The 16,462-nt window shown below is 65.9% G+C and carries 18 protein-coding genes; 11 read left to right on the top strand and 7 right to left on the bottom strand.

The annotated features are described in order from the left end of the window. Window positions 1-49: 49 nt before the first annotated feature. From livM to XI08_RS30830, 4 genes are all read left to right on the top strand, one after another. A complete protein-coding gene (gene livM, locus XI08_RS30845; protein ID WP_442869877.1) occupies window positions 50-1,327 on the top strand; it encodes a high-affinity branched-chain amino acid ABC transporter permease LivM in 1,278 nt (425 codons plus the stop codon). Continuing rightward, entirely contained in the window at window positions 1,324-2,157 is an 834-nt protein-coding gene (locus tag XI08_RS30840) for an ABC transporter ATP-binding protein (protein ID WP_027548688.1), read from the top strand. Before livM ends, XI08_RS30840 begins: the two co-directional genes overlap by 4 nt. Then, window positions 2,154-2,897 carry an ABC transporter ATP-binding protein gene (locus XI08_RS30835; protein WP_027548687.1) on the top strand — a complete coding sequence of 248 codons (744 nt, stop codon included), beginning with the start codon at window positions 2,154-2,156 and terminating at the stop codon, window positions 2,895-2,897. The genes XI08_RS30840 and XI08_RS30835 overlap by 4 nt, the downstream gene beginning before the upstream one ends. A gap of 150 nt (window positions 2,898-3,047) precedes the next feature. Beyond that, complete coding sequence (locus tag XI08_RS30830) at window positions 3,048-4,166, top strand: branched-chain amino acid ABC transporter substrate-binding protein (protein WP_027548686.1); 1,119 nt, start codon at window positions 3,048-3,050, stop codon at window positions 4,164-4,166. 89 nt (window positions 4,167-4,255) lie between these two features. Here XI08_RS30830 and XI08_RS30825 read toward each other — a convergent pair whose 3' ends face one another. Further along, a complete protein-coding gene (locus tag XI08_RS30825; protein ID WP_271577273.1) occupies window positions 4,256-4,642 on the bottom strand; it encodes a response regulator in 387 nt (128 codons plus the stop codon). A gap of 229 nt (window positions 4,643-4,871) precedes the next feature. Between XI08_RS30825 and XI08_RS30820 the strand changes: the two genes are divergently transcribed. Together XI08_RS30820 and XI08_RS30815 are read left to right on the top strand one after the other, a co-directional pair. Next, entirely contained in the window at window positions 4,872-7,697 is a 2,826-nt protein-coding gene (locus tag XI08_RS30820) for a PAS domain S-box protein (RefSeq protein WP_271577272.1), read from the top strand. Window positions 7,698-7,758: 61 nt separating this feature from the next. Continuing rightward, window positions 7,759-8,757: a P1 family peptidase gene (locus XI08_RS30815; protein WP_271577271.1), complete on the top strand. Its 999-nt coding sequence runs from the start codon at window positions 7,759-7,761 to the stop codon at window positions 8,755-8,757. Window positions 8,758-8,979: 222 nt separating this feature from the next. Here XI08_RS30815 and XI08_RS30810 read toward each other — a convergent pair whose 3' ends face one another. Beyond that, a complete protein-coding gene (locus tag XI08_RS30810; RefSeq protein ID WP_271577270.1) occupies window positions 8,980-9,774 on the bottom strand; it encodes an EF-hand domain-containing protein in 795 nt (264 codons plus the stop codon). Window positions 9,775-10,028: 254 nt separating this feature from the next. Between XI08_RS30810 and rpe the strand changes: the two genes are divergently transcribed. The 5 genes from rpe (at window position 10,029) to XI08_RS30785 (ending at window position 12,009) form a co-directional block, all read left to right on the top strand. Further along, the gene (rpe, locus tag XI08_RS30805) at window positions 10,029-10,730 is read left to right on the top strand and encodes a ribulose-phosphate 3-epimerase (protein WP_271577269.1); all 702 of its coding nucleotides are present in this window, start codon (window positions 10,029-10,031) and stop codon (window positions 10,728-10,730) included. 49 nt (window positions 10,731-10,779) lie between these two features. Then, window positions 10,780-11,379, top strand: coding sequence for a hypothetical protein (locus XI08_RS30800; protein WP_271577268.1), 600 nt, complete (start codon window positions 10,780-10,782; stop codon window positions 11,377-11,379). Between the two features lie 91 nt (window positions 11,380-11,470). After that, window positions 11,471-11,608 (top strand): hypothetical protein, encoded by a 138-nt coding sequence (locus tag XI08_RS30795; RefSeq protein ID WP_271577267.1) that lies wholly within the window; start codon window positions 11,471-11,473, stop codon window positions 11,606-11,608. A gap of 5 nt (window positions 11,609-11,613) precedes the next feature. After that, the gene (locus XI08_RS30790; protein WP_271577266.1) at window positions 11,614-11,793 is read left to right on the top strand and encodes a hypothetical protein; all 180 of its coding nucleotides are present in this window, start codon (window positions 11,614-11,616) and stop codon (window positions 11,791-11,793) included. Window positions 11,794-11,817: 24 nt separating this feature from the next. Further along, window positions 11,818-12,009: a hypothetical protein gene (locus XI08_RS30785; protein ID WP_271577265.1), complete on the top strand. Its 192-nt coding sequence runs from the start codon at window positions 11,818-11,820 to the stop codon at window positions 12,007-12,009. A gap of 27 nt (window positions 12,010-12,036) precedes the next feature. On the opposite strand, the gene XI08_RS30780 is transcribed toward XI08_RS30785, so the two are convergent. The 5 genes from XI08_RS30780 to XI08_RS30760 form a co-directional block, all read right to left on the bottom strand. Then, window positions 12,037-13,476: a bifunctional serine/threonine-protein kinase/universal stress protein gene (locus XI08_RS30780; RefSeq protein WP_271577264.1), complete on the bottom strand. Its 1,440-nt coding sequence runs from the start codon at window positions 13,474-13,476 to the stop codon at window positions 12,037-12,039. Window positions 13,477-13,481: 5 nt separating this feature from the next. Continuing rightward, window positions 13,482-14,222: a metallophosphoesterase family protein gene (locus XI08_RS30775; RefSeq protein ID WP_271577263.1), complete on the bottom strand. Its 741-nt coding sequence runs from the start codon at window positions 14,220-14,222 to the stop codon at window positions 13,482-13,484. Between the two features lie 117 nt (window positions 14,223-14,339). Then, window positions 14,340-14,945 carry a hypothetical protein gene (locus XI08_RS30770; RefSeq protein WP_027548676.1) on the bottom strand — a complete coding sequence of 202 codons (606 nt, stop codon included), beginning with the start codon at window positions 14,943-14,945 and terminating at the stop codon, window positions 14,340-14,342. Continuing rightward, window positions 14,938-15,609, bottom strand: coding sequence for a hypothetical protein (locus tag XI08_RS30765; RefSeq protein ID WP_271577262.1), 672 nt, complete (start codon window positions 15,607-15,609; stop codon window positions 14,938-14,940). Before XI08_RS30765 ends, XI08_RS30770 begins: the two co-directional genes overlap by 8 nt. Next, entirely contained in the window at window positions 15,606-16,376 is a 771-nt protein-coding gene (locus XI08_RS30760; RefSeq protein WP_271577261.1) for a MotA/TolQ/ExbB proton channel family protein, read from the bottom strand. The genes XI08_RS30765 and XI08_RS30760 overlap by 4 nt, the downstream gene beginning before the upstream one ends. Between the last annotated feature and the right edge of the window lie 86 nt (window positions 16,377-16,462).

Here is a 16,462-nt window from a genome sequence, read left to right as displayed (position 1 = left end):
CGTGACACCCATCCCGCACAAGACCACGCACGCGAGCCGCACCGCCGGCTTGACCTACATCCTGAAAAAATCCCTGCTCAGCGCACTGGTCGCGCTGGTGCTGTTCTCACTGATGGTCGGCGTCCGAACCGAGGCCGGCGCCGACGGCCAGCTCACCTATTGGACGCGTTTCGGCGAGGTCGCAGCGCTCGTCGCCGGCGTGTTCGGAGGCTCCATCGTCATCGAGCTGCTCCGGCAATGGATCGGCCCGGCCGGCGCCGAGAAGCTGGTGCCGCCTGCGGTGCAGAGCGGGATGTCGTTCGTCGGCCGCTACCTCGCGCCCGCGCTCTTGATCTTCACGCTGCTGGTGCCTGTGATCTTCTATAACCAGCGCTACATCCTCGACCTCGCGATCCTCGTGCTCACCTATGTCATGCTGGGCTGGGGATTGAACGTGGTGGTCGGCCTCGCCGGCCTGCTCGATCTCGGCTACGTCGCCTTCTATGCGGTCGGCGCCTATTCCTACGCACTGCTTGCCACCAATTTCGGCTGGTCGTTCTGGGTCTGCCTGCCGCTCGCGGGCATCCTCGCCGCGTTCTGGGGCGTGCTGCTCGGCTTTCCCGTGCTGCGCCTGCGCGGCGACTATCTCGCCATCGTGACGCTCGCCTTTGGCGAGATCATCCGGCTCGTCATCATCAACTGGCAAAGCCTGACCGGCGGCCCCAACGGCGTCCCCGGCATTCCCCGCCCCTCCTTCTTCGGCATCCCGCTCGACAACAGCGACGACGGGCTCGCCGCCAAGCTCGGCATCGAGTACTCGCCGACCCATCGCATCGTCTTCCTGTTCTATTTGATCCTGGCGCTCGCGCTGCTCACCAACTGGGTGACGATCCGCCTGCGCCGCCTGCCGATCGGCCGCGCCTGGGAGGCCTTGCGCGAGGACGAGGTCGCCTGCCGCGCGCTCGGCATCAACACCACGACCACCAAGCTGACCGCGTTCGCGACCGGCGCGATGTTCGGCGGCTTTGCCGGTGCGTTCTTCGCGACGCGCCAGGGCTTCATCAGTCCGGAATCGTTCACCTTCCAGGAATCGGCGCTGGTGCTGGCCATCGTCGTGCTCGGCGGCATGGGCTCGCAACTCGGCGTGGCGCTTGCCGCGCTGGCCATGATCGGCGGCTTCGAGCTGTTCCGCGGCCTCGAGACCTACCGCATGCTGGTGTTCGGCATGGCCATGGTGCTGATCATGATCTGGCGGCCGCGCGGCCTGATCGGGCATCGCGCGCCGACCGTGTATTTGACCAAGGCGCAGGCGATCTCCTCCGACCTCGTCAAGGAAGGGCACGGATGAGCGGCGACAAGATTCTCAGCGTCGACCAGCTGACCATGCGCTTCGGCGGCATCGTGGCCGTGCAGGACCTGTCGTTCTCGGCCGAGCGCAAGAAGATCACCGCGCTGATCGGGCCGAACGGCGCCGGCAAGACCACCGTTTTCAACTGCATCACCGGCTTCTACAAGCCGAGCGGCGGTTCCATCCGCCTCGCCCATGACGACGGCAAGATCATCGCGCTGGAGCGGCTGAACGATTTCCGCATCGCCAAGCAGGCCAAGGTGGCGCGCACCTTCCAGAACATCCGCCTGTTTCCCGGCATGACCGCGCTGGAAAACCTGATGGTGGCGCAGCACAACGCCTTGATGCGGGCCTCCGGCCTCACCTTCCTCGGCCTGATCGGTGCGCCCGGCTATCGCGATGCCGAGAAGCGCGCGATCGATCTGGCCACCGACTGGCTCAGGCGGGTCAACCTGCTCGACCGCGCCGACGATGCCGCCGGCAATTTCGCCTATGGCGACCAGCGACGGCTCGAAATCGCGCGGGCGATGTGCACCGAGCCCGCGCTTCTGTGCCTGGACGAGCCCGCAGCCGGCCTCAACGCGCGCGAGAGCGCCGCCTTGAGCGAGCTCCTGCTCTCGATCCGCAACGAGCTCGGCACCTCGATCCTGCTGATCGAGCACGATATGTCGGTGGTGATGGAGATCTCCGACCACATCGTGGTGATGGACCACGGCGTGAAGATCGCGCAAGGCACGCCGCGCCAGGTTCGCGACGATCCCAAGGTGATCGCCGCCTATCTCGGCGCCGACGAGGAAGAGGCGGTCGCCGTGATGGAGGGCGGGTCGTGACTTCGGCGCCCACTCCCCTGCTCGCGATCCGCAGCCTTCGCGCCGCCTACGGCAAGATCGAGGCGCTGAAGGGCGTCGACGTCGAGATCAATGCCGGCGAGATCGTGGCGCTGATCGGCGCCAACGGCGCCGGCAAGTCGACGCTGATGATGACGATCTTCGGCAAGCCGCGGGCCCGCGCCGGCCAGATCCTGTACGAGGGCCGCGACATCACCGACGTGCCCACCCACGAGATCGCGCATTTGCGCATCGCGCAATCGCCGGAGGGACGGCGCATCTTCCCGCGCATGAGCGTGGCGGAAAACCTCCAGATGGGGGCCGACGCCACCGGATGCACCGATTCCGAACGCGACGCGACGCTGGCACGCGTCTTCTCGCTGTTTCCGCGGCTGAAGGAGCGCTACGCCCAGCGCGGCGGAACCCTGTCCGGCGGCGAGCAGCAGATGCTGGCGATCGGCCGCGCCTTGATGAGCCGTCCCCGCCTGCTCCTGCTCGACGAGCCCTCGCTCGGGCTCGCGCCGCTGATCGCGCGCCAGATTTTCGACGCGATCCGCACCCTGAACCGGCAGGACGGCCTGACCGTCCTGATCGTCGAGCAGAACGCCAACCATGCGCTCAAGCTCGCCCATCGCGGCTATGTCATGGTCAACGGCCTGATCACGCTGGCCGGGACCGGCGCCGAGTTGCTGCAGCGCCCGGAGATTCGCGCCGCCTATCTGGAAGGCGGCCGACACGGCTGAGGCGGGCCACGTGCGTCCGAATGGGGCGAGATATCTGCGCCGATGCCCGTATTTTGCCGGTGACTTCTCCTCGAATTCGTTCAAGAATGGCGTCGGTTTGGACCGGGCATACCCGGCAACTTCCACAGGCGACCACCCGCGAGGTATCTCATGAAATCACTGAAACTCATCGGTCTGGCATTCGGCGCATCGATCGCGTTGTCGAGCGCGGCATTCGCGCAGGATGTCAGCATCGCAGTCGCCGGTCCGATGACCGGCGGCGAGTCCGCCTTCGGCCGCCAGATGAAGAACGGCGCCGAGATGGCCGTGGCCGATATCAATGCCGCCGGCGGCGTCAACGGCAAGAAGCTCGCGCTCTCCGTCGAGGACGATGCCTGCGATCCGAAGCAGGCGCGCTCGGTCGCCGAGAAGATCGCCGGCGCGAAGATGCCGTTCGTCGCCGGGCACTATTGCTCGTCGTCGTCGATCCCCGCATCCGAAGCCTATGCCGACGGCAACGTGCTCCAGATCACCCCGGCCTCGACCAATCCTCTGTTCACCGAGCGCAAGCTCTGGAACGTGGCACGCGTCTGCGGCCGTGACGATCAGCAGGGCCTGATCGCGGCGCAGTACATTGCCAAGAACTTCAAGGGCAAGAACATTGCGATCCTCAACGACAAGACCACCTACGGCAAGGGTCTTGCGGACGAGACCAAGAAGGCGCTCAACAAGGCCGGCGTCACCGAGAAGATGTACGAGTCCTACAACAAGGGCGACAAGGACTTCAACGCGATCGTCTCGCGCCTGAAGCGCGACAACATCGATCTCGTCTATGTCGGCGGCTACCATCAGGAGAGCGGCCTGATCCTGCGCCAGATGCGCGACCAGGGTCTCAAGACGGTGCTGATGGCTGGCGACGCACTCGCCGACAAGGAGTACGCCTCCATCACCGGCCCGGCCGGCGAAGGCACCCTGTTCACCTTCGGCCCCGATCCGCGCAACAAGCCGACCGCCAAGAAGATCGTCGATGCCTTCAAGGCCAAGAACATCGACCCCGAAGGCTATACGCTCTACACCTATGCGGCGATGCAGGTCTGGTCGCAGGCGGCCAAGAAGGCCGGCACCACCGATGCCAAGAAGGTCATGGAGGCGATGAAGGCCGGCAAATGGGACACCGTGATCGGCCCGATCGAGTATGACGCCAAGGGCGACATCAAGCAGATCGACTACGTCGTCTACAAATGGGATGCCAAGGGCGGCTACACCGAGATCAAAGGCAGCGGCACCTAACGCGTCGGCCTCAGGGCCACCATCCAAGCGTCATCACGCCCCGGCTCGCCCGGGGCGTTCTTCTTTTAGGCAAGGGCTTTGGGCAAGGGTCAGACGGCTGCGGGCACTTCGCCGCCCGCTGCGGTCTGGGCCTTCCGCAGCGCTTGCAGGAGATCGTTCGGTCGAAACGGTTTTTGCAGGCAGACCACGTTGGCAAGGTGAGGCGATTGATCCATGAAATCCAGCGTCGTCATCCCGGACACCGCGATGATCGGGAGTCCCGGCGCGCGCTCGCGCAGGCTCGCGATGACGTCGACGCCGCTGGTGTCGCCAAGGAAGATATCGACGATCGCCGCGTCAAACGGGCTTTCCGCGAAGGCGTTCAGCCCGGCCGCGCCGCTTTCTGCCTCCACGACCTCGAAACGATGGACCCGAAGCACGATCCCGACCATCGCGCGGACGTCCTTCTGGTCGTCGATGACGAGAACGCGGGGCATAGGGAACAACTCCCGGATACAGGGATCAAAATCGACGATTCAGACCTGGAACCCACGACGGCGGAAGGGCATTATGGCACCGTCCAGTAAATCGCATCTTACCCGATCCCTATTCCTTGGTCCCACCAGAATTAAGAAATCTGTAACCTTCGGTTGAGTCGCGGCCGCAACAGAGTCCAGAATGTGCGACCGTAACCCGCTACCATAGCGCTGGCCTGCGGGGATTTGAATGACGTCGATGAAGATGGCGAAGACCGGTCTGCGAGAGGTGGACGTGCCCGCAACGATCGACCGAAGCACATTCCTTTCGACCCTGCCGGCCACCTCGACCGACCGCACCGCTGCATTGGCGGTCGTCGGCATATCCGCGATCCTGTTCGCGTTGACAGTCCCCTTCGCGGGGACCCCGCTCCTGCCCGTCCCGGGCTTTGTTGCGAGCTATCAATCGGCCCTTGCCGTGAGCGACGTCGTGACCGCCGTGCTGCTGCTGTCGCAGTTTTCGGTCCTGAGGACCCGCGCGCTGCTGTGGCTCGCGAGCGGCTATCTGTTCACCGCCGCGGCGGCGCTGGTTCATGCCCTCACCTTCCCCGGACTGTTCACCCCGACCGGACTTTTCGGCGCGGGCCAGCAAACCACGGTCTGGCTCTACATGATCTGGCACGCCGGCTTCCCGATATTCGTGCTGGGTTATGCCTGGCTGAAGGAGGCCGACGGCGGTGCCAGGATCCGCGGCACGACGACCGGGGCGATCTACAGCATCGTGTTCGGCGTCGTTGCCGCCATGGCCGTCTTCGCCTGGATCGTCACCGCCCAGCACGATCTGCTCCCGGTCCTGCTGCGCGATGGCCGCTACACGCCGACCATGATCGGCGTGGTGTCCTTCGTGTGGTCGCTCAGCTTTGCCGCCCTCGTCTCGCTCTGGTTCCGCAGGCCGTATTCGGTGATCGACGTCTGGCTCATGGTCGTGATGTGCGCCTGGCTGTTCGACATCGCGCTCTCGGCGATCGTGAACGTCGCGCGCTTCGATCTCGGCTTCTACGCCGGCCGCCTCTACGGGCTCGGCGCGGCGACCTTCGTGCTCGCGGTGCTCCTGGTCGAGAATGTCCGCCTCCAGGCGCAGACCGCGAGCATGGTCGGCGCGCTGAAGCGCCGATCGGACGCCGAGCGCGACTATCACGCCGAGCGCGAGCGGCTGTTCACCGCCGTCGTCGAATCCTCCAACGACGCCATCATCACCAAGTCGCTCGACGGCACCATCACGACCTGGAACAGCGCGGCCGAGCGCGTCTTCGGCTACTCCGCCGATGAGGCGGTCGGCCGTTCCATCGACATCATCATGCCGGACGATCAGCGTGACGACGTCGCCGAGAATCTCGCTCGCACCCGCAACGGCGAGGTCATCGACCAGCAGGAGACCGTACGGCTGCACAAGAGCGGCCAACCCATCGACGTGGTGCTGAGCCAGGTCCCGCTGCGATCGACCGAAGGCAGGATCATCGGCGCGTCCAAGGTGGCCCGCGACGTCACCGAGCGGAAGCGAGCGGAGATGGCGCTCAATCGGGAGATCGAGGAGCGCCAGCGCATTTTCGAGACCTCGCAGGACCTGATCCTGGTCACCGATGGTTACGGCAATTTCATCCAGGTCAGCCCCAGTGTGAAGGACATCCTCGGCTTCAGCCCGGACGACATGGTCGGGCACAGTGCGATCGAGTTCATCCACCCCGATGACCTCGAGAGGACGCGCAGCGAGATGCGCGCGGCGCGGCGCGGCGCGGTCAAGCGCAGCTTCGAGGCGCGCTACTATCACTACGACGGTCACGAGGTCACGCTGAACTGGATGGGCACCTGGTCCGAGCCGGTGAAACGCCATTTCTTCATCGGCCGCGACCTCACCGAGAAGCAGGCCGCCGAAGCCCAGCTCCGGCAGGTCCAGAAGATGGATTCGATCGGCCAGTTGACGGGCGGGGTCGCCCACGACTTCAACAACGTGCTGACCGTCATCACCGGCACGATCGGCATTCTGTCGGATGCGGTCGCCGACCGGCCCGAGCTCGCCGCCATCACCAAGCTGATCGACGACGCCGCCGAGCGCGGCGCGCAGCTGACCAAGCACCTGCTCGCCTTCGCCCGCAAGCAGCCGCTCCAGCCGCGCGAGATTGACGTCAACGCGCTGATGCTCGAGGCCGCCAAGCTGCTGCATCCGACGCTGGGCGAGCAGATCACCATCATGCCCCAGCTCACCGAGGATGCCTGGCCGACGCTGGTCGATCCCGGCCAGCTCTCCACCGCGATCCTCAACCTCGCGCTGAACGCGCGCGATGCCATGCCCGACGGCGGCACCCTGGTGCTCGAGACCCGCAACGTCTTCCTCGACGACGGTTATGCCAGCATGAATCCCGACATCGTTGCCGGCAATTACGTGATGATCGCGGTCAGCGACACCGGCAGCGGAATTCCGGCCGATCTGATCGAGCGGGTGTTCGATCCGTTCTTCACGACCAAGGAGGTCGGCAAGGGCACCGGCCTCGGGCTCAGCATGGTGTTCGGCTTCGTCAAGCAGTCCGGCGGCCACATCAAGATCTACAGCGAGGAAGGCCACGGCACGAGCGTGAAGATCTACCTGCCGCGCTCCACCGGCGTGCAGGAAACCGAGTTCGAGGCACTCCAGAACGCGCCCGTCGCCGGCGGCAGCGAGAAGATCCTGATCGTCGAGGACGACGCGCTGGTACGGCAATATGTCGTGACCCAGATCAAGAGCCTCGGCTATGCCGCGCTCGAAGCCGGCAACGCGGCCGAAGCGCTCACCATCATCGACGCGGACAAGGGCATCGACCTGCTCTTCACCGACGTCATCATGCCGGGCGCCATGAACGGCCGTCAGCTCGCCGATGAAGCGGCCCGCCGCCGCCCCGACCTGAAGACGCTGTTCACCTCGGGCTACACCGAGAACGCCATCGTCCATCACGGCCGGCTCGACTCCGGCGTGCTGCTGCTGGCCAAGCCCTACCGCAAGTCCGAGCTCGCCAAGATGCTCCGGACCGCGCTGGCGAGTTGAGCCTGCGGCATCTCTGCGCTATCGCAGATAGGCGAACTCCTTATCAGCGCGTGAGGCCACCTTGAAAAACCTTCTCACCGACATCGCCGGCGTCCGCGTCGGCCATGCCGAGGATGCCAAAGTCGCCTCCGGCACGACCGCGATCATCTTCGATTCCCCTGCGGTCGCAGCGATCGACGTCCGCGGCGGCGGTCCCGGCACGCGCGAGGACGCACTGCTCGATCTCGCCAATACCGTCGAACGCGTCGACGCGATCGCGCTGTCGGGCGGCTCCGCCTTTGGCCTCGACACCGGCGGCGGCGTGCAGGCCTGGCTCGCCGAGCAGGGCCGCGGCCACCGGGTTCGCGAAGCGCTGATCCCGATCGTGCCGGGCGCGATCCTGTTCGATCTCCTCAATGGCGGCGACAAGGTCTGGGGGCGCTTTTCGCCCTATCGCGATCTCGGCTACGCCGCGGCAGCCGCCGCCGGCACGGACTTCGCGCTGGGCAGCGTCGGTGCGGGCCTCGGTGCCACCACCGCGACGTTCAAGGGCGGGCTTGGCTCAGCCTCGGACGTGACGCCTGGTGGCGTCAAGGTCGCGGCGATCGTCGCCGTCAACGCGGTCGGCAGTGTCACCGTCGGCGACGGGCCGTGGTTCTGGGCGGCGCCGTTCGAGGTGGGCGGCGAGTACGGCGGACGCGGCCTGCCCGACAAGTTCACCGACGACATGCTCCGCATGCGCATCAAGGGCGGTCCCGCAGCGAGCGCGCGCGAGAATACCACCATCGGGGCCGTCGTCACCGATGCGGTGCTGACCAAACCCCAGGCCAAGCGGCTGGCTATGATCGCCCACACTGGCTTTGCCCGCGCCATCTATCCGGTGCATGCACCGACCGACGGCGACGTGCTGTTTGCGGCGGCGACCTGCGAGAAGCCGATCGAGCCGCTGGTCGGACTCACCGAGCTCGGCACCGTCGCCGCCAACGTGGTCGCGCGCGCGATCGCACGCGGTGTGTATTGCGCGACGGCGCTGCCGTTCGGCGGCGCGCAGCAGGCGTGGAAGGACCGGTTTGGTGGGTAGTTAAACGCCCATCACACATCCGGTGTCATCGCCCGGCGAAGACCGGGCGATCCAGTATTCCAGAGACGGCTGTGATTGAACCGGAAGGCCGCGGCGTACTGGATGCCCCGCTTGCCGCCTACGCTAAAGCTTCGGCGCCCCGCGATCTCAACCCCGGCGAAGCCTTGGCGTAGCCGGGTCGCGGGGCATGACAGCGTGATGTGCCGAGAGAGCGCTCTTAGCTCACACGCTCATCGACATCGACGAGCCGGCGGTCGCCGAGGCGCCCTGTCCCTGCCCGCCTTGCCGCTGCATCAACTGTGCGAACAGATCGTAAGCCGAATTAGCGGAGGACTTGGAGGCGCCCGGGACCGTCGTCGACATCTTGAAGCCGTCGGCGTAGGTGACGGTGGTGGTGGTCGAGCCGTCGGCGGCGGTCGTCGTGGTCGAAGTCGATCCGCCGCTCGGCTTCGAGGAGGAATCCGATCCGTCGCCCGATCCGCCGGCACCCTGGGCATGGCGACCATGATGGCCGCTCTTCAGCGCTTTCGACATCTCGTCGAGGTTGACGCTGCCGTCGGCATTCGAATCCAGCTTCGAAAACACGTCATCGGCCTGCGCCAGGTTGGTGCCGCCGGCTCCCAGCGCGTTCTCGAATTCCGACTTGGTGATGCTGCCGTCGCCATCGGCATCGATCTGCGAGAACAGGTGCTTCAGCGCGGCATCCCGGCCCGACGAGGTCGAGGACGGCGAGCTGGACGAGGTCGAGGTGGTCGCGCTGCCGGTGCCGTCCGAGGACTGGCTTTGCGCGGCGAACAACGCGTTCATCGTCTCCGGCGATATCTGCGGATATTTGCCTGCATTGACCGACGAGGTCGCGCCGCTGCTCGTGCTGTTGCTGCCGCTGTCGATCGCGAACGGATTGGTCGGCGCGCCTTGCGACGACCCCGTCTTGTGGGTCGAGGACGACGGTTTCGAATTCGTCAGCGACTGGATCGCGTCGAGCGCGCTCGAGACGGCGCCAAGGGCAAACAACATTGCACAACTCCAACCGATGCGGCATGCCGCGGTCAATGTTCCGGGGAGGACGTCAGCAAGCGTCGTGCCAGCGTGAAAAGCTCAATGAATTCCGCTTCCAGCGCGCCTGGCGCGGCCCGGCAATATCGGCAATTCGTGCCGGAGACGGCAGAAATTTCCGCCCACAGGAAGCGCGCCTGTCCTGCATTGCCCGCCACGGAGGCCCATGTTAGGCGAGGCCCACTCCTCTTCCGGCCGCGACGGGAAACAGCGTCATGACCCAAGCCTTCACCCCCCGCCCCCTGGCAATCGCCCCCTCGATCCTGGCCTCGGATTTCTCCAGGCTCGGCGAAGAGGTGCGCGCGGTGGACGCCGCCGGCGCCGACTGGATCCATCTCGACGTGATGGACGGACACTTCGTCCCGAACATTTCCTATGGCCCCGACGTCATCAAGGCGATGCGCCCGCACAGCAAGAAGGTGTTCGACGCGCACCTGATGATCTCGCCTTGCGATCCCTATCTCGAGGCCTTCGCGAAAGCCGGCTGCGACCACATCACGGTCCATGCGGAAGCAGGTCCCCATCTGCACCGCTCGCTCCAGGCGATCCGCGCGCTCGGCAAGAAGGCCGGCGTCTCGCTCAATCCGGGCACGCCCATCAGCGCGCTCGAATACGTCCTCGACCTGGTCGATCTCGTGCTGGTGATGTCGGTCAATCCCGGCTTCGGCGGCCAGGCCTTCATTCCCTCCGCGATCGGCAAGATCCGCGACATCCGCGCGATGACGGCGGGTCGTCCGATCGACATCGAGGTCGACGGCGGGGTCGGTCCCGACGTCGCGGGCGCGCTCGCCGCGGCCGGCGCCAACGCCTTCGTCGCCGGCACCTCCGTGTTCAGGGGCGGCACGCAGGACGCATACAGGAACAATATTGCCGCGATCCGCACCGCGGCGGCAACGGCGCGCGGCGAGGCCATCTGACGGCCATTCGCGGTCCGAACCGGCCTTGCGGCCGCTGCGACCAACGGGAATGGATGAAATCCGCGCCACTCCGTTTTCCGCAGGCCTGCGGCGTCTGTGCATCGAGGCCCTGCAGGACGGGGAGCAGGTGGTCTGGCAGGGGCAGCCCGACGGCGTCGCCCGCCTGATGATGTGGCGATTTCTCTGGTGGATCGGATTCCCCTGGCTGTTGCTGACCATCATCGCCATCAGAAACGATTGGATCGACCAGGCTGCCCAACCTCTCGTGATGCTCGGCGTTGCGATGGTTGCAGCCCCGCTGGTGATGCTGCTGCAAGACCTGCAGACGCTCTATCTGATCACCGATCGCCGCGCGCTGATCCTGCGAACGGCCTGGGGCAGACGGACGGTCAGCCCGACGCCGTTCCAGGCGATGGACGCGGACTTCGAAATCCTCGACATCGGCGGTGGAGCCGGTCACCTCAACTTCGCATCAGGGCGATCGACCCGTTCGTCCGATACCGACTACGCCGGCCGCTACGGGTTTCGCTTTGTTCGAGACGCTCCGCGCGTCCGGGATATCCTCGCAGGCGCGCGCGCAGGCAGGATGCCGCGGCTGCACACGCGAAAACCTGCGGCTTCTACGGGCGCCGCAGCGCGCGATGCCTAAAATTGTCCCTGCGACCCGTACTCATCCGGGCTTCACTGATTCGCGCAAATCACCGCTACTGGCTCCTGCCTGCTTTTGACGGGAGCACATCATGACGACGACCCTGGTTTGGACTGGCGTGGCGTTGTGGCTTGGTTTCAGTGGATTTGTTGTGTTTGGCCCATCGGTCGAACCGGTGAAGGTTGCGGCACGTTCCGCCCGCATCAATCACCTTCGTCGCCGGGGCTGACGTCCATGCAGATCGCGCTCGTAAAACGTCAGCCGAAGCGCAGGTGCCGGATTCCGCGTCGCCCGCATCCGAGCCTCGATTATTTCTTCGGCCGCCTCGAGCGCGCCGACGGCGCGATGGTCGACGATGCCGGGCTCGACAATTCGGAGCTCGACCATTCGTTTTCCTCGCAGCGCCGACACTGAGAACCTTCTTTCCGGATCGAATCCATGAAACCGCATTGCCCGAACTGCCTGAAGGAAATGACCAAGGCATCCGCGTCGCGTAACCTGTTCAACTGCGAGCCCTGCCGCGAGATCATCCAGTATTTCGGCGGCACCGCGGATCATTGCGAGCCCGGTCCGCAATTCTCCTGGCCCATCCGCCGCCAGCGCTCCGGCCACACCGCCCACGCGGCCTGATCTCACCCTCGAAACGCCAGGCGCAACCTATCCCGCCGCCTCACCGGCGCCCGCCTCTTCCGCATCCGCAGCCATCCGCGGCGGCCGCACCACGGTGACAGTGCAGGCCGCTTCCGCGGCCACCTTGGCCGAGACGCTGCCGAGCAGCGTGCGCCTGAACGAGCCCTGCCGCGCACCGATGATGACGTGGTCGACGTGGTTGACCTCGGCGAATTCCAGGATCGCCGCGGCGGGATCGACCGCCTCCAGCACATGAGCCGACAGCCGGCTCTCGTCCAGCTTCAGCGGCGTGGCCCAATGCCGGAGCGCCACCAGCCGGTCGATATGCTTGTTGGAGCCCTGCTCATCCAGCGTCCGGTCGATCGCGATGCGGTTGAGCTTCAGGACGTTGAGGCAGGCAAGCCGCGCCGAGGGCAGCGTGGCGAGAATGCGCTCGGTGGTGACGCGCAGCGCCTCGTTCAGCTCGGGCGCGCCTTCCGCCGTGTCGAGCGCGACCGCGAGGATCGGGCTCGATGCGATCTGGGCTGCGACATCCGATTTCGCGCGCGGCTGCATGACGCCCTGGTTGAAGCGGCGCCGCCAGGCGACGCTGAGGGGGTCGCGCTTCATCCGTTCCGAGCGCGTCGTGAGCCTGACCTGGTCCGGATGGGTCAAATCGAAGGCGAGCTGGGAGGCAGTCGGATAGCGCCGCACGGGCTCGATCTCGAGACACCGCAGCACCACCTCCTGGAGCCAGGGCGGATAGTCGGCGCGAAGTGCGCGCGGCGGATGCGGATCGCGCCACAGCCGGCGGCGCATAGCGCGCAACGTCTCGCCCTCGCCGAACGGCCGCTCGCCGGTCGTGAAGAAATACAGCAGCACACCGAGCGAGAACAGGTCGCTGCGCGGATCGTCGCGTACACCCAGGAGCCGCTCCGGCGCCATGTAAGGCGCGGTGCCGTAAGGCAGGCGGAATTCCTCCTGCAAGAGATCTGGCAGATGATTGTGGTGCGACAGGCCGTAGTCGATCAGCACCGCCTCGCCGGACTCGCGGAACATGATGCTGCTCGGCTTGATGTCGTGATGGATCACGTTCTGCCGGTGCAGATCGGCAAGCGCGGTCGCGATCTTCGCGACCAGCAGTCGCGCTTCCTCGTATGGCAGCGGCAGGTCGGCCAACCGCTTGTAGAGCGTGGTCCCGGCGATGCGCTCGATCACGACATAGGCCTGGTGGGCGAAATCGCCGGTGCCGAAACACGAGGGCACGTGCGGGCCCGCAAGCCGCGGCAGGATCATCATCTCCATCTCGAAGGAGACGATCGCGGCGGGGTCCTCGCCCTCCGACACCCGCGGAATCTTCATCAGCAGCGGGACGTCGATGCCGGGATGGGTGACCGTCCAAAGCGTCGCCATGCCGCCGGCATGGACGCATTCGCCGATGGTGTAGCCGTCGATCTCCGCGCCTGATTTGACCAGGGTTTTCGGCATCGCCGTCACCGTCCTTGCGACAGCCGGTCGGCGAGCCAGGGCGGCAGGCCGTTCTCGCGGATCTTGTTCGCCGCGCTGGCGATGTCATAGGGCACGCGGCAATAGGTGATCTGGCACGAGACGGTGTCGAACAGCACGAAAGATGCGGACGGATCGCTATCGCGGGGCTGGCCGACCGAGCCGAGCACGGCGAGCCATTGCCGTCCGCGCAGGAGCTGCACCGGGACGTCGGTCTTCGGCACGAAGCTCGTCATCTTCGCCGTCACCGACATCGAATAGAGCGCAGGACGATGGATGTGGCCGCAGAAGGTGACATGGGCGGACGTCGATATCAGGCTCTTGGCGGCATCCGCCGTCGAGCGGACGTAGTGCCAGCGCTGCGGACTGGAGGCTTCCGAATGCACGAACAGCCGGTCGCTGTCCTCCACCAGCATCGGCAATTCGGCGAGGAACCGCCGCTGCGCGGTGTCGAGCCGGCCGCGGGTCCATTCGATCGCGATCTGCGCTTCGGCATTCATGGTCTCGGCCGAGGAATTCACCGCCTGGTCGTGATTGCCGCGCACGGCCACAGCGCCCCCGGCGACGAGCTCCATCGCGGTATCCACGACCCATTCCGGATCGGCGCCATAGCCGACGAAATCACCGAGCAGGATGAACCGCTCCCCGCCCTTCGCACGGGCAACCTTCAGGCAGGCTTCGAACGCCTGCCGATTGCCGTGGATATCCGATAAGACAGCGAGAAGCACGCACCCTCCACCCTCAGGTTCTTATCGAAAGCCGATAAGGCCAAATTGAGGGACGTCAACAGGATGCGCCAGCGCGGGGCCGTTTTCCAGCGCGCCCCCGCCGCGATGGTCAAGAGTCTATTGCTCGTCCTTCGGCGGCATCCGGGGCGGCGGCAGCGGCGTGAACACGACGCCTTGCGCGCCGGCCGGCGGGGCGGTGAATTCGCCGGTCGAGGAATCGCCGCCGCTGGTCTCCAAAATGGTCTTGGGCGTCACATATTCCCGGACCATGTCGATCAGGCTGCCGTCGCCACCGCCGAAATCCGCGGCGCGCCCGCCTTGCGGATGCCCGGCCGCGATCTCGTTCTGTGCGGCATGGGTCTTGTCGGCCAGCCGGTCGTCGTAGGGCACGCGGAAGGCCCGGGGGATGCCGCTCGGACGATTGTCCTCGTCGAGCTGCTCGACCCACAGATAGATCGAGCCGGGATCGCCCTCAAGCGAATGCGGCTCGACGATGCGGGCCTGGAGCAGCTTGAAGGTAGCAGGCAGCCGCTCGGTGCTCGCCCAGCCGAGCAGCCCGCGCATTTCCGTGAAGCTGACGACATAGAAGGCGCTGGTCACGACCACCGCGACCGCCTTCAGCGACCAGTGCAGCCGCGCATAGACCAGCACGACCAGCAGCAGCGCACCGATGACGGCATAGGCGACCGACAGCGTCAGGATGACCGTTTGCAGGTTACTCACGGCGCACCCTCACCCGCGTCCTCGGGTCGATATCGGCGCCGTTGCGCCAGCTGTTGCGGAACGTCTCCAGCAGCGATTTCGGCCGCTGGTCCACGTTGACGACCTTTCCTTCCGCATCGATCCGGAACCGCACCGCGGTCTTCTCGTCGCCGGTGTGGTCGAGCGTGAACTTGTTGTCGAAGACCACCTGCGCGGTCGGATTGAGCTTCTGTACCTTCACATTGGCCGTGACGGGCTCGCCGGTCGTCGCGACGAAATGCGAGACGTTGACGGTGTATTCGCCGGCGACGATGCCGCGTACGGTGACGATCTCCTCGCGGATGGGCGAGGCGATCTTCTTGCCGGCGACCATGATGAAGTCGTTGGCCCCGCCGCGGTCGTCGCGGTCGAGCGTGAGGAAGCCGGCCTCGCGGTGACGATACCAGGCGATATTGCCGGCGGGATCCTGCACGAACAGGTCGAGATCGTCGGGGTGGTTGTCGGGCCAGTCCAGCGTGATCATGAACTCGGCCTTGGAGTCGATCTTGCCGTCCTTGGCGTCGGGAGAGACCGCGAGGAGCGCGAGGAAGAACAGGAACGCGATCACCTGGAGCGCCTTGAACAGCATCACGCCGAGCGGATCGAACGGCTCCTCGCGCGGATAGAGACCGAAATCATCCATCATGACGGGGTTCCGGCACCCTTGCGTTCCAGCACCGGCGTCACATAGGTCTCGGTCAGCACCACCGCATCCGAGAACACCTGCTGGGTCGCGGCATCCAGCATGTAGTACTGGATGCGGACCAGGATCGAGCCGACGAGACCCGCCAGCGTCGTGTACATGGCCACCGCCATGCCGTCGCTCATCAGCCCCATCGAGGAGCGCATCGCGACCTTGTCGGCGGCGTCCAACCCCGCGATCGGCGCCAGCATGATGATGAAGCCGATGATGGTGCCGAGCAGGCCGAGCTTCATCAGCGTGTCGGAGACGAAGGCGCCAAAACCGTTGGAGCCGCGCAGCCGGTCGGCCAGCGTCCGCAGCAGCAGCGTCTGGTCCACCGGGCGGTAGTCCTGCGCGGCGGCCTTGGTGACTAGGCTGTCGATATGATCCCGCACCAATCCGCGCGGCAGTGCGGTCGCGCTCGCATCGAGCACCTTGCTGCCATCGGGCGCCGCGAGCACCGCCCGGCAGCGCCTCGCCGCCGCCCCCTCGCGCGCGATCGCCCGCGTGCGCAGGAAGCAATGGCCGCAGGTGACGATATAGAGCAGCGCGATCACGCTGGAAATGTAGGTGCGGTCCGAGGTCAGCATCAGGTGGATCAGGCCGAAGCGCCACAGCAGCACGACGGCGAAGACCGACAGCCCGGTGAAGATCATCCAGAACAGCAGCGCGCTGCGCTCGGAGGGGTCGGCAGCAGACCCCGCGATCGGCCCAATCGTCATCGAACTCATGCTGCACCGCTCCTGGCCTTGTTCCTCACCGATTAGATCAAAGCCGCCGCGCCCGGTCCAAAGAGCCATGCCCAATCCGGCTTGGG

Source organism: Bradyrhizobium sp. CCBAU 11361 (genome assembly GCF_028128935.1).
GTDB lineage: Bacteria > Pseudomonadota > Alphaproteobacteria > Rhizobiales > Xanthobacteraceae > Bradyrhizobium > Bradyrhizobium niftali.
Note: the sequence above shows the minus strand (reverse complement) of the source record. Positions and strands in the feature narration are given on the sequence as shown.

Bases quoted from the DNA above. Each gene is read 5' to 3' on its own strand.
- XI08_RS30840 (WP_027548688.1), top strand. From the start codon at position 1,324: ATGAGCGGCGACAAGATTCTCAGCGTCGACCAGCTGACCATGCGCTTC.
- XI08_RS30830 (WP_027548686.1), top strand. From the start codon at position 3,048: ATGAAATCACTGAAACTCATCGGTCTGGCATTCGGCGCATCGATCGCG.
- XI08_RS30825 (WP_271577273.1), bottom strand. From the start codon at position 4,642: ATGCCCCGCGTTCTCGTCATCGACGACCAGAAGGACGTCCGCGCGATG.
- XI08_RS30820 (WP_271577272.1), top strand. From the start codon at position 4,872: ATGACGTCGATGAAGATGGCGAAGACCGGTCTGCGAGAGGTGGACGTG.
- XI08_RS30810 (WP_271577270.1), bottom strand. From the start codon at position 9,774: ATGTTGTTTGCCCTTGGCGCCGTCTCGAGCGCGCTCGACGCGATCCAG.
- rpe (WP_271577269.1), top strand. From the start codon at position 10,029: ATGACCCAAGCCTTCACCCCCCGCCCCCTGGCAATCGCCCCCTCGATC.
- XI08_RS30800 (WP_271577268.1), top strand. From the start codon at position 10,780: ATGGATGAAATCCGCGCCACTCCGTTTTCCGCAGGCCTGCGGCGTCTG.
- XI08_RS30795 (WP_271577267.1), top strand. From the start codon at position 11,471: ATGACGACGACCCTGGTTTGGACTGGCGTGGCGTTGTGGCTTGGTTTC.
- XI08_RS30790 (WP_271577266.1), top strand. From the start codon at position 11,614: ATGCAGATCGCGCTCGTAAAACGTCAGCCGAAGCGCAGGTGCCGGATT.
- XI08_RS30785 (WP_271577265.1), top strand. From the start codon at position 11,818: ATGAAACCGCATTGCCCGAACTGCCTGAAGGAAATGACCAAGGCATCC.
- XI08_RS30780 (WP_271577264.1), bottom strand. From the start codon at position 13,476: ATGCCGAAAACCCTGGTCAAATCAGGCGCGGAGATCGACGGCTACACC.
- XI08_RS30765 (WP_271577262.1), bottom strand. From the start codon at position 15,609: ATGATGGATGATTTCGGTCTCTATCCGCGCGAGGAGCCGTTCGATCCG.
- XI08_RS30760 (WP_271577261.1), bottom strand. From the start codon at position 16,376: ATGAGTTCGATGACGATTGGGCCGATCGCGGGGTCTGCTGCCGACCCC.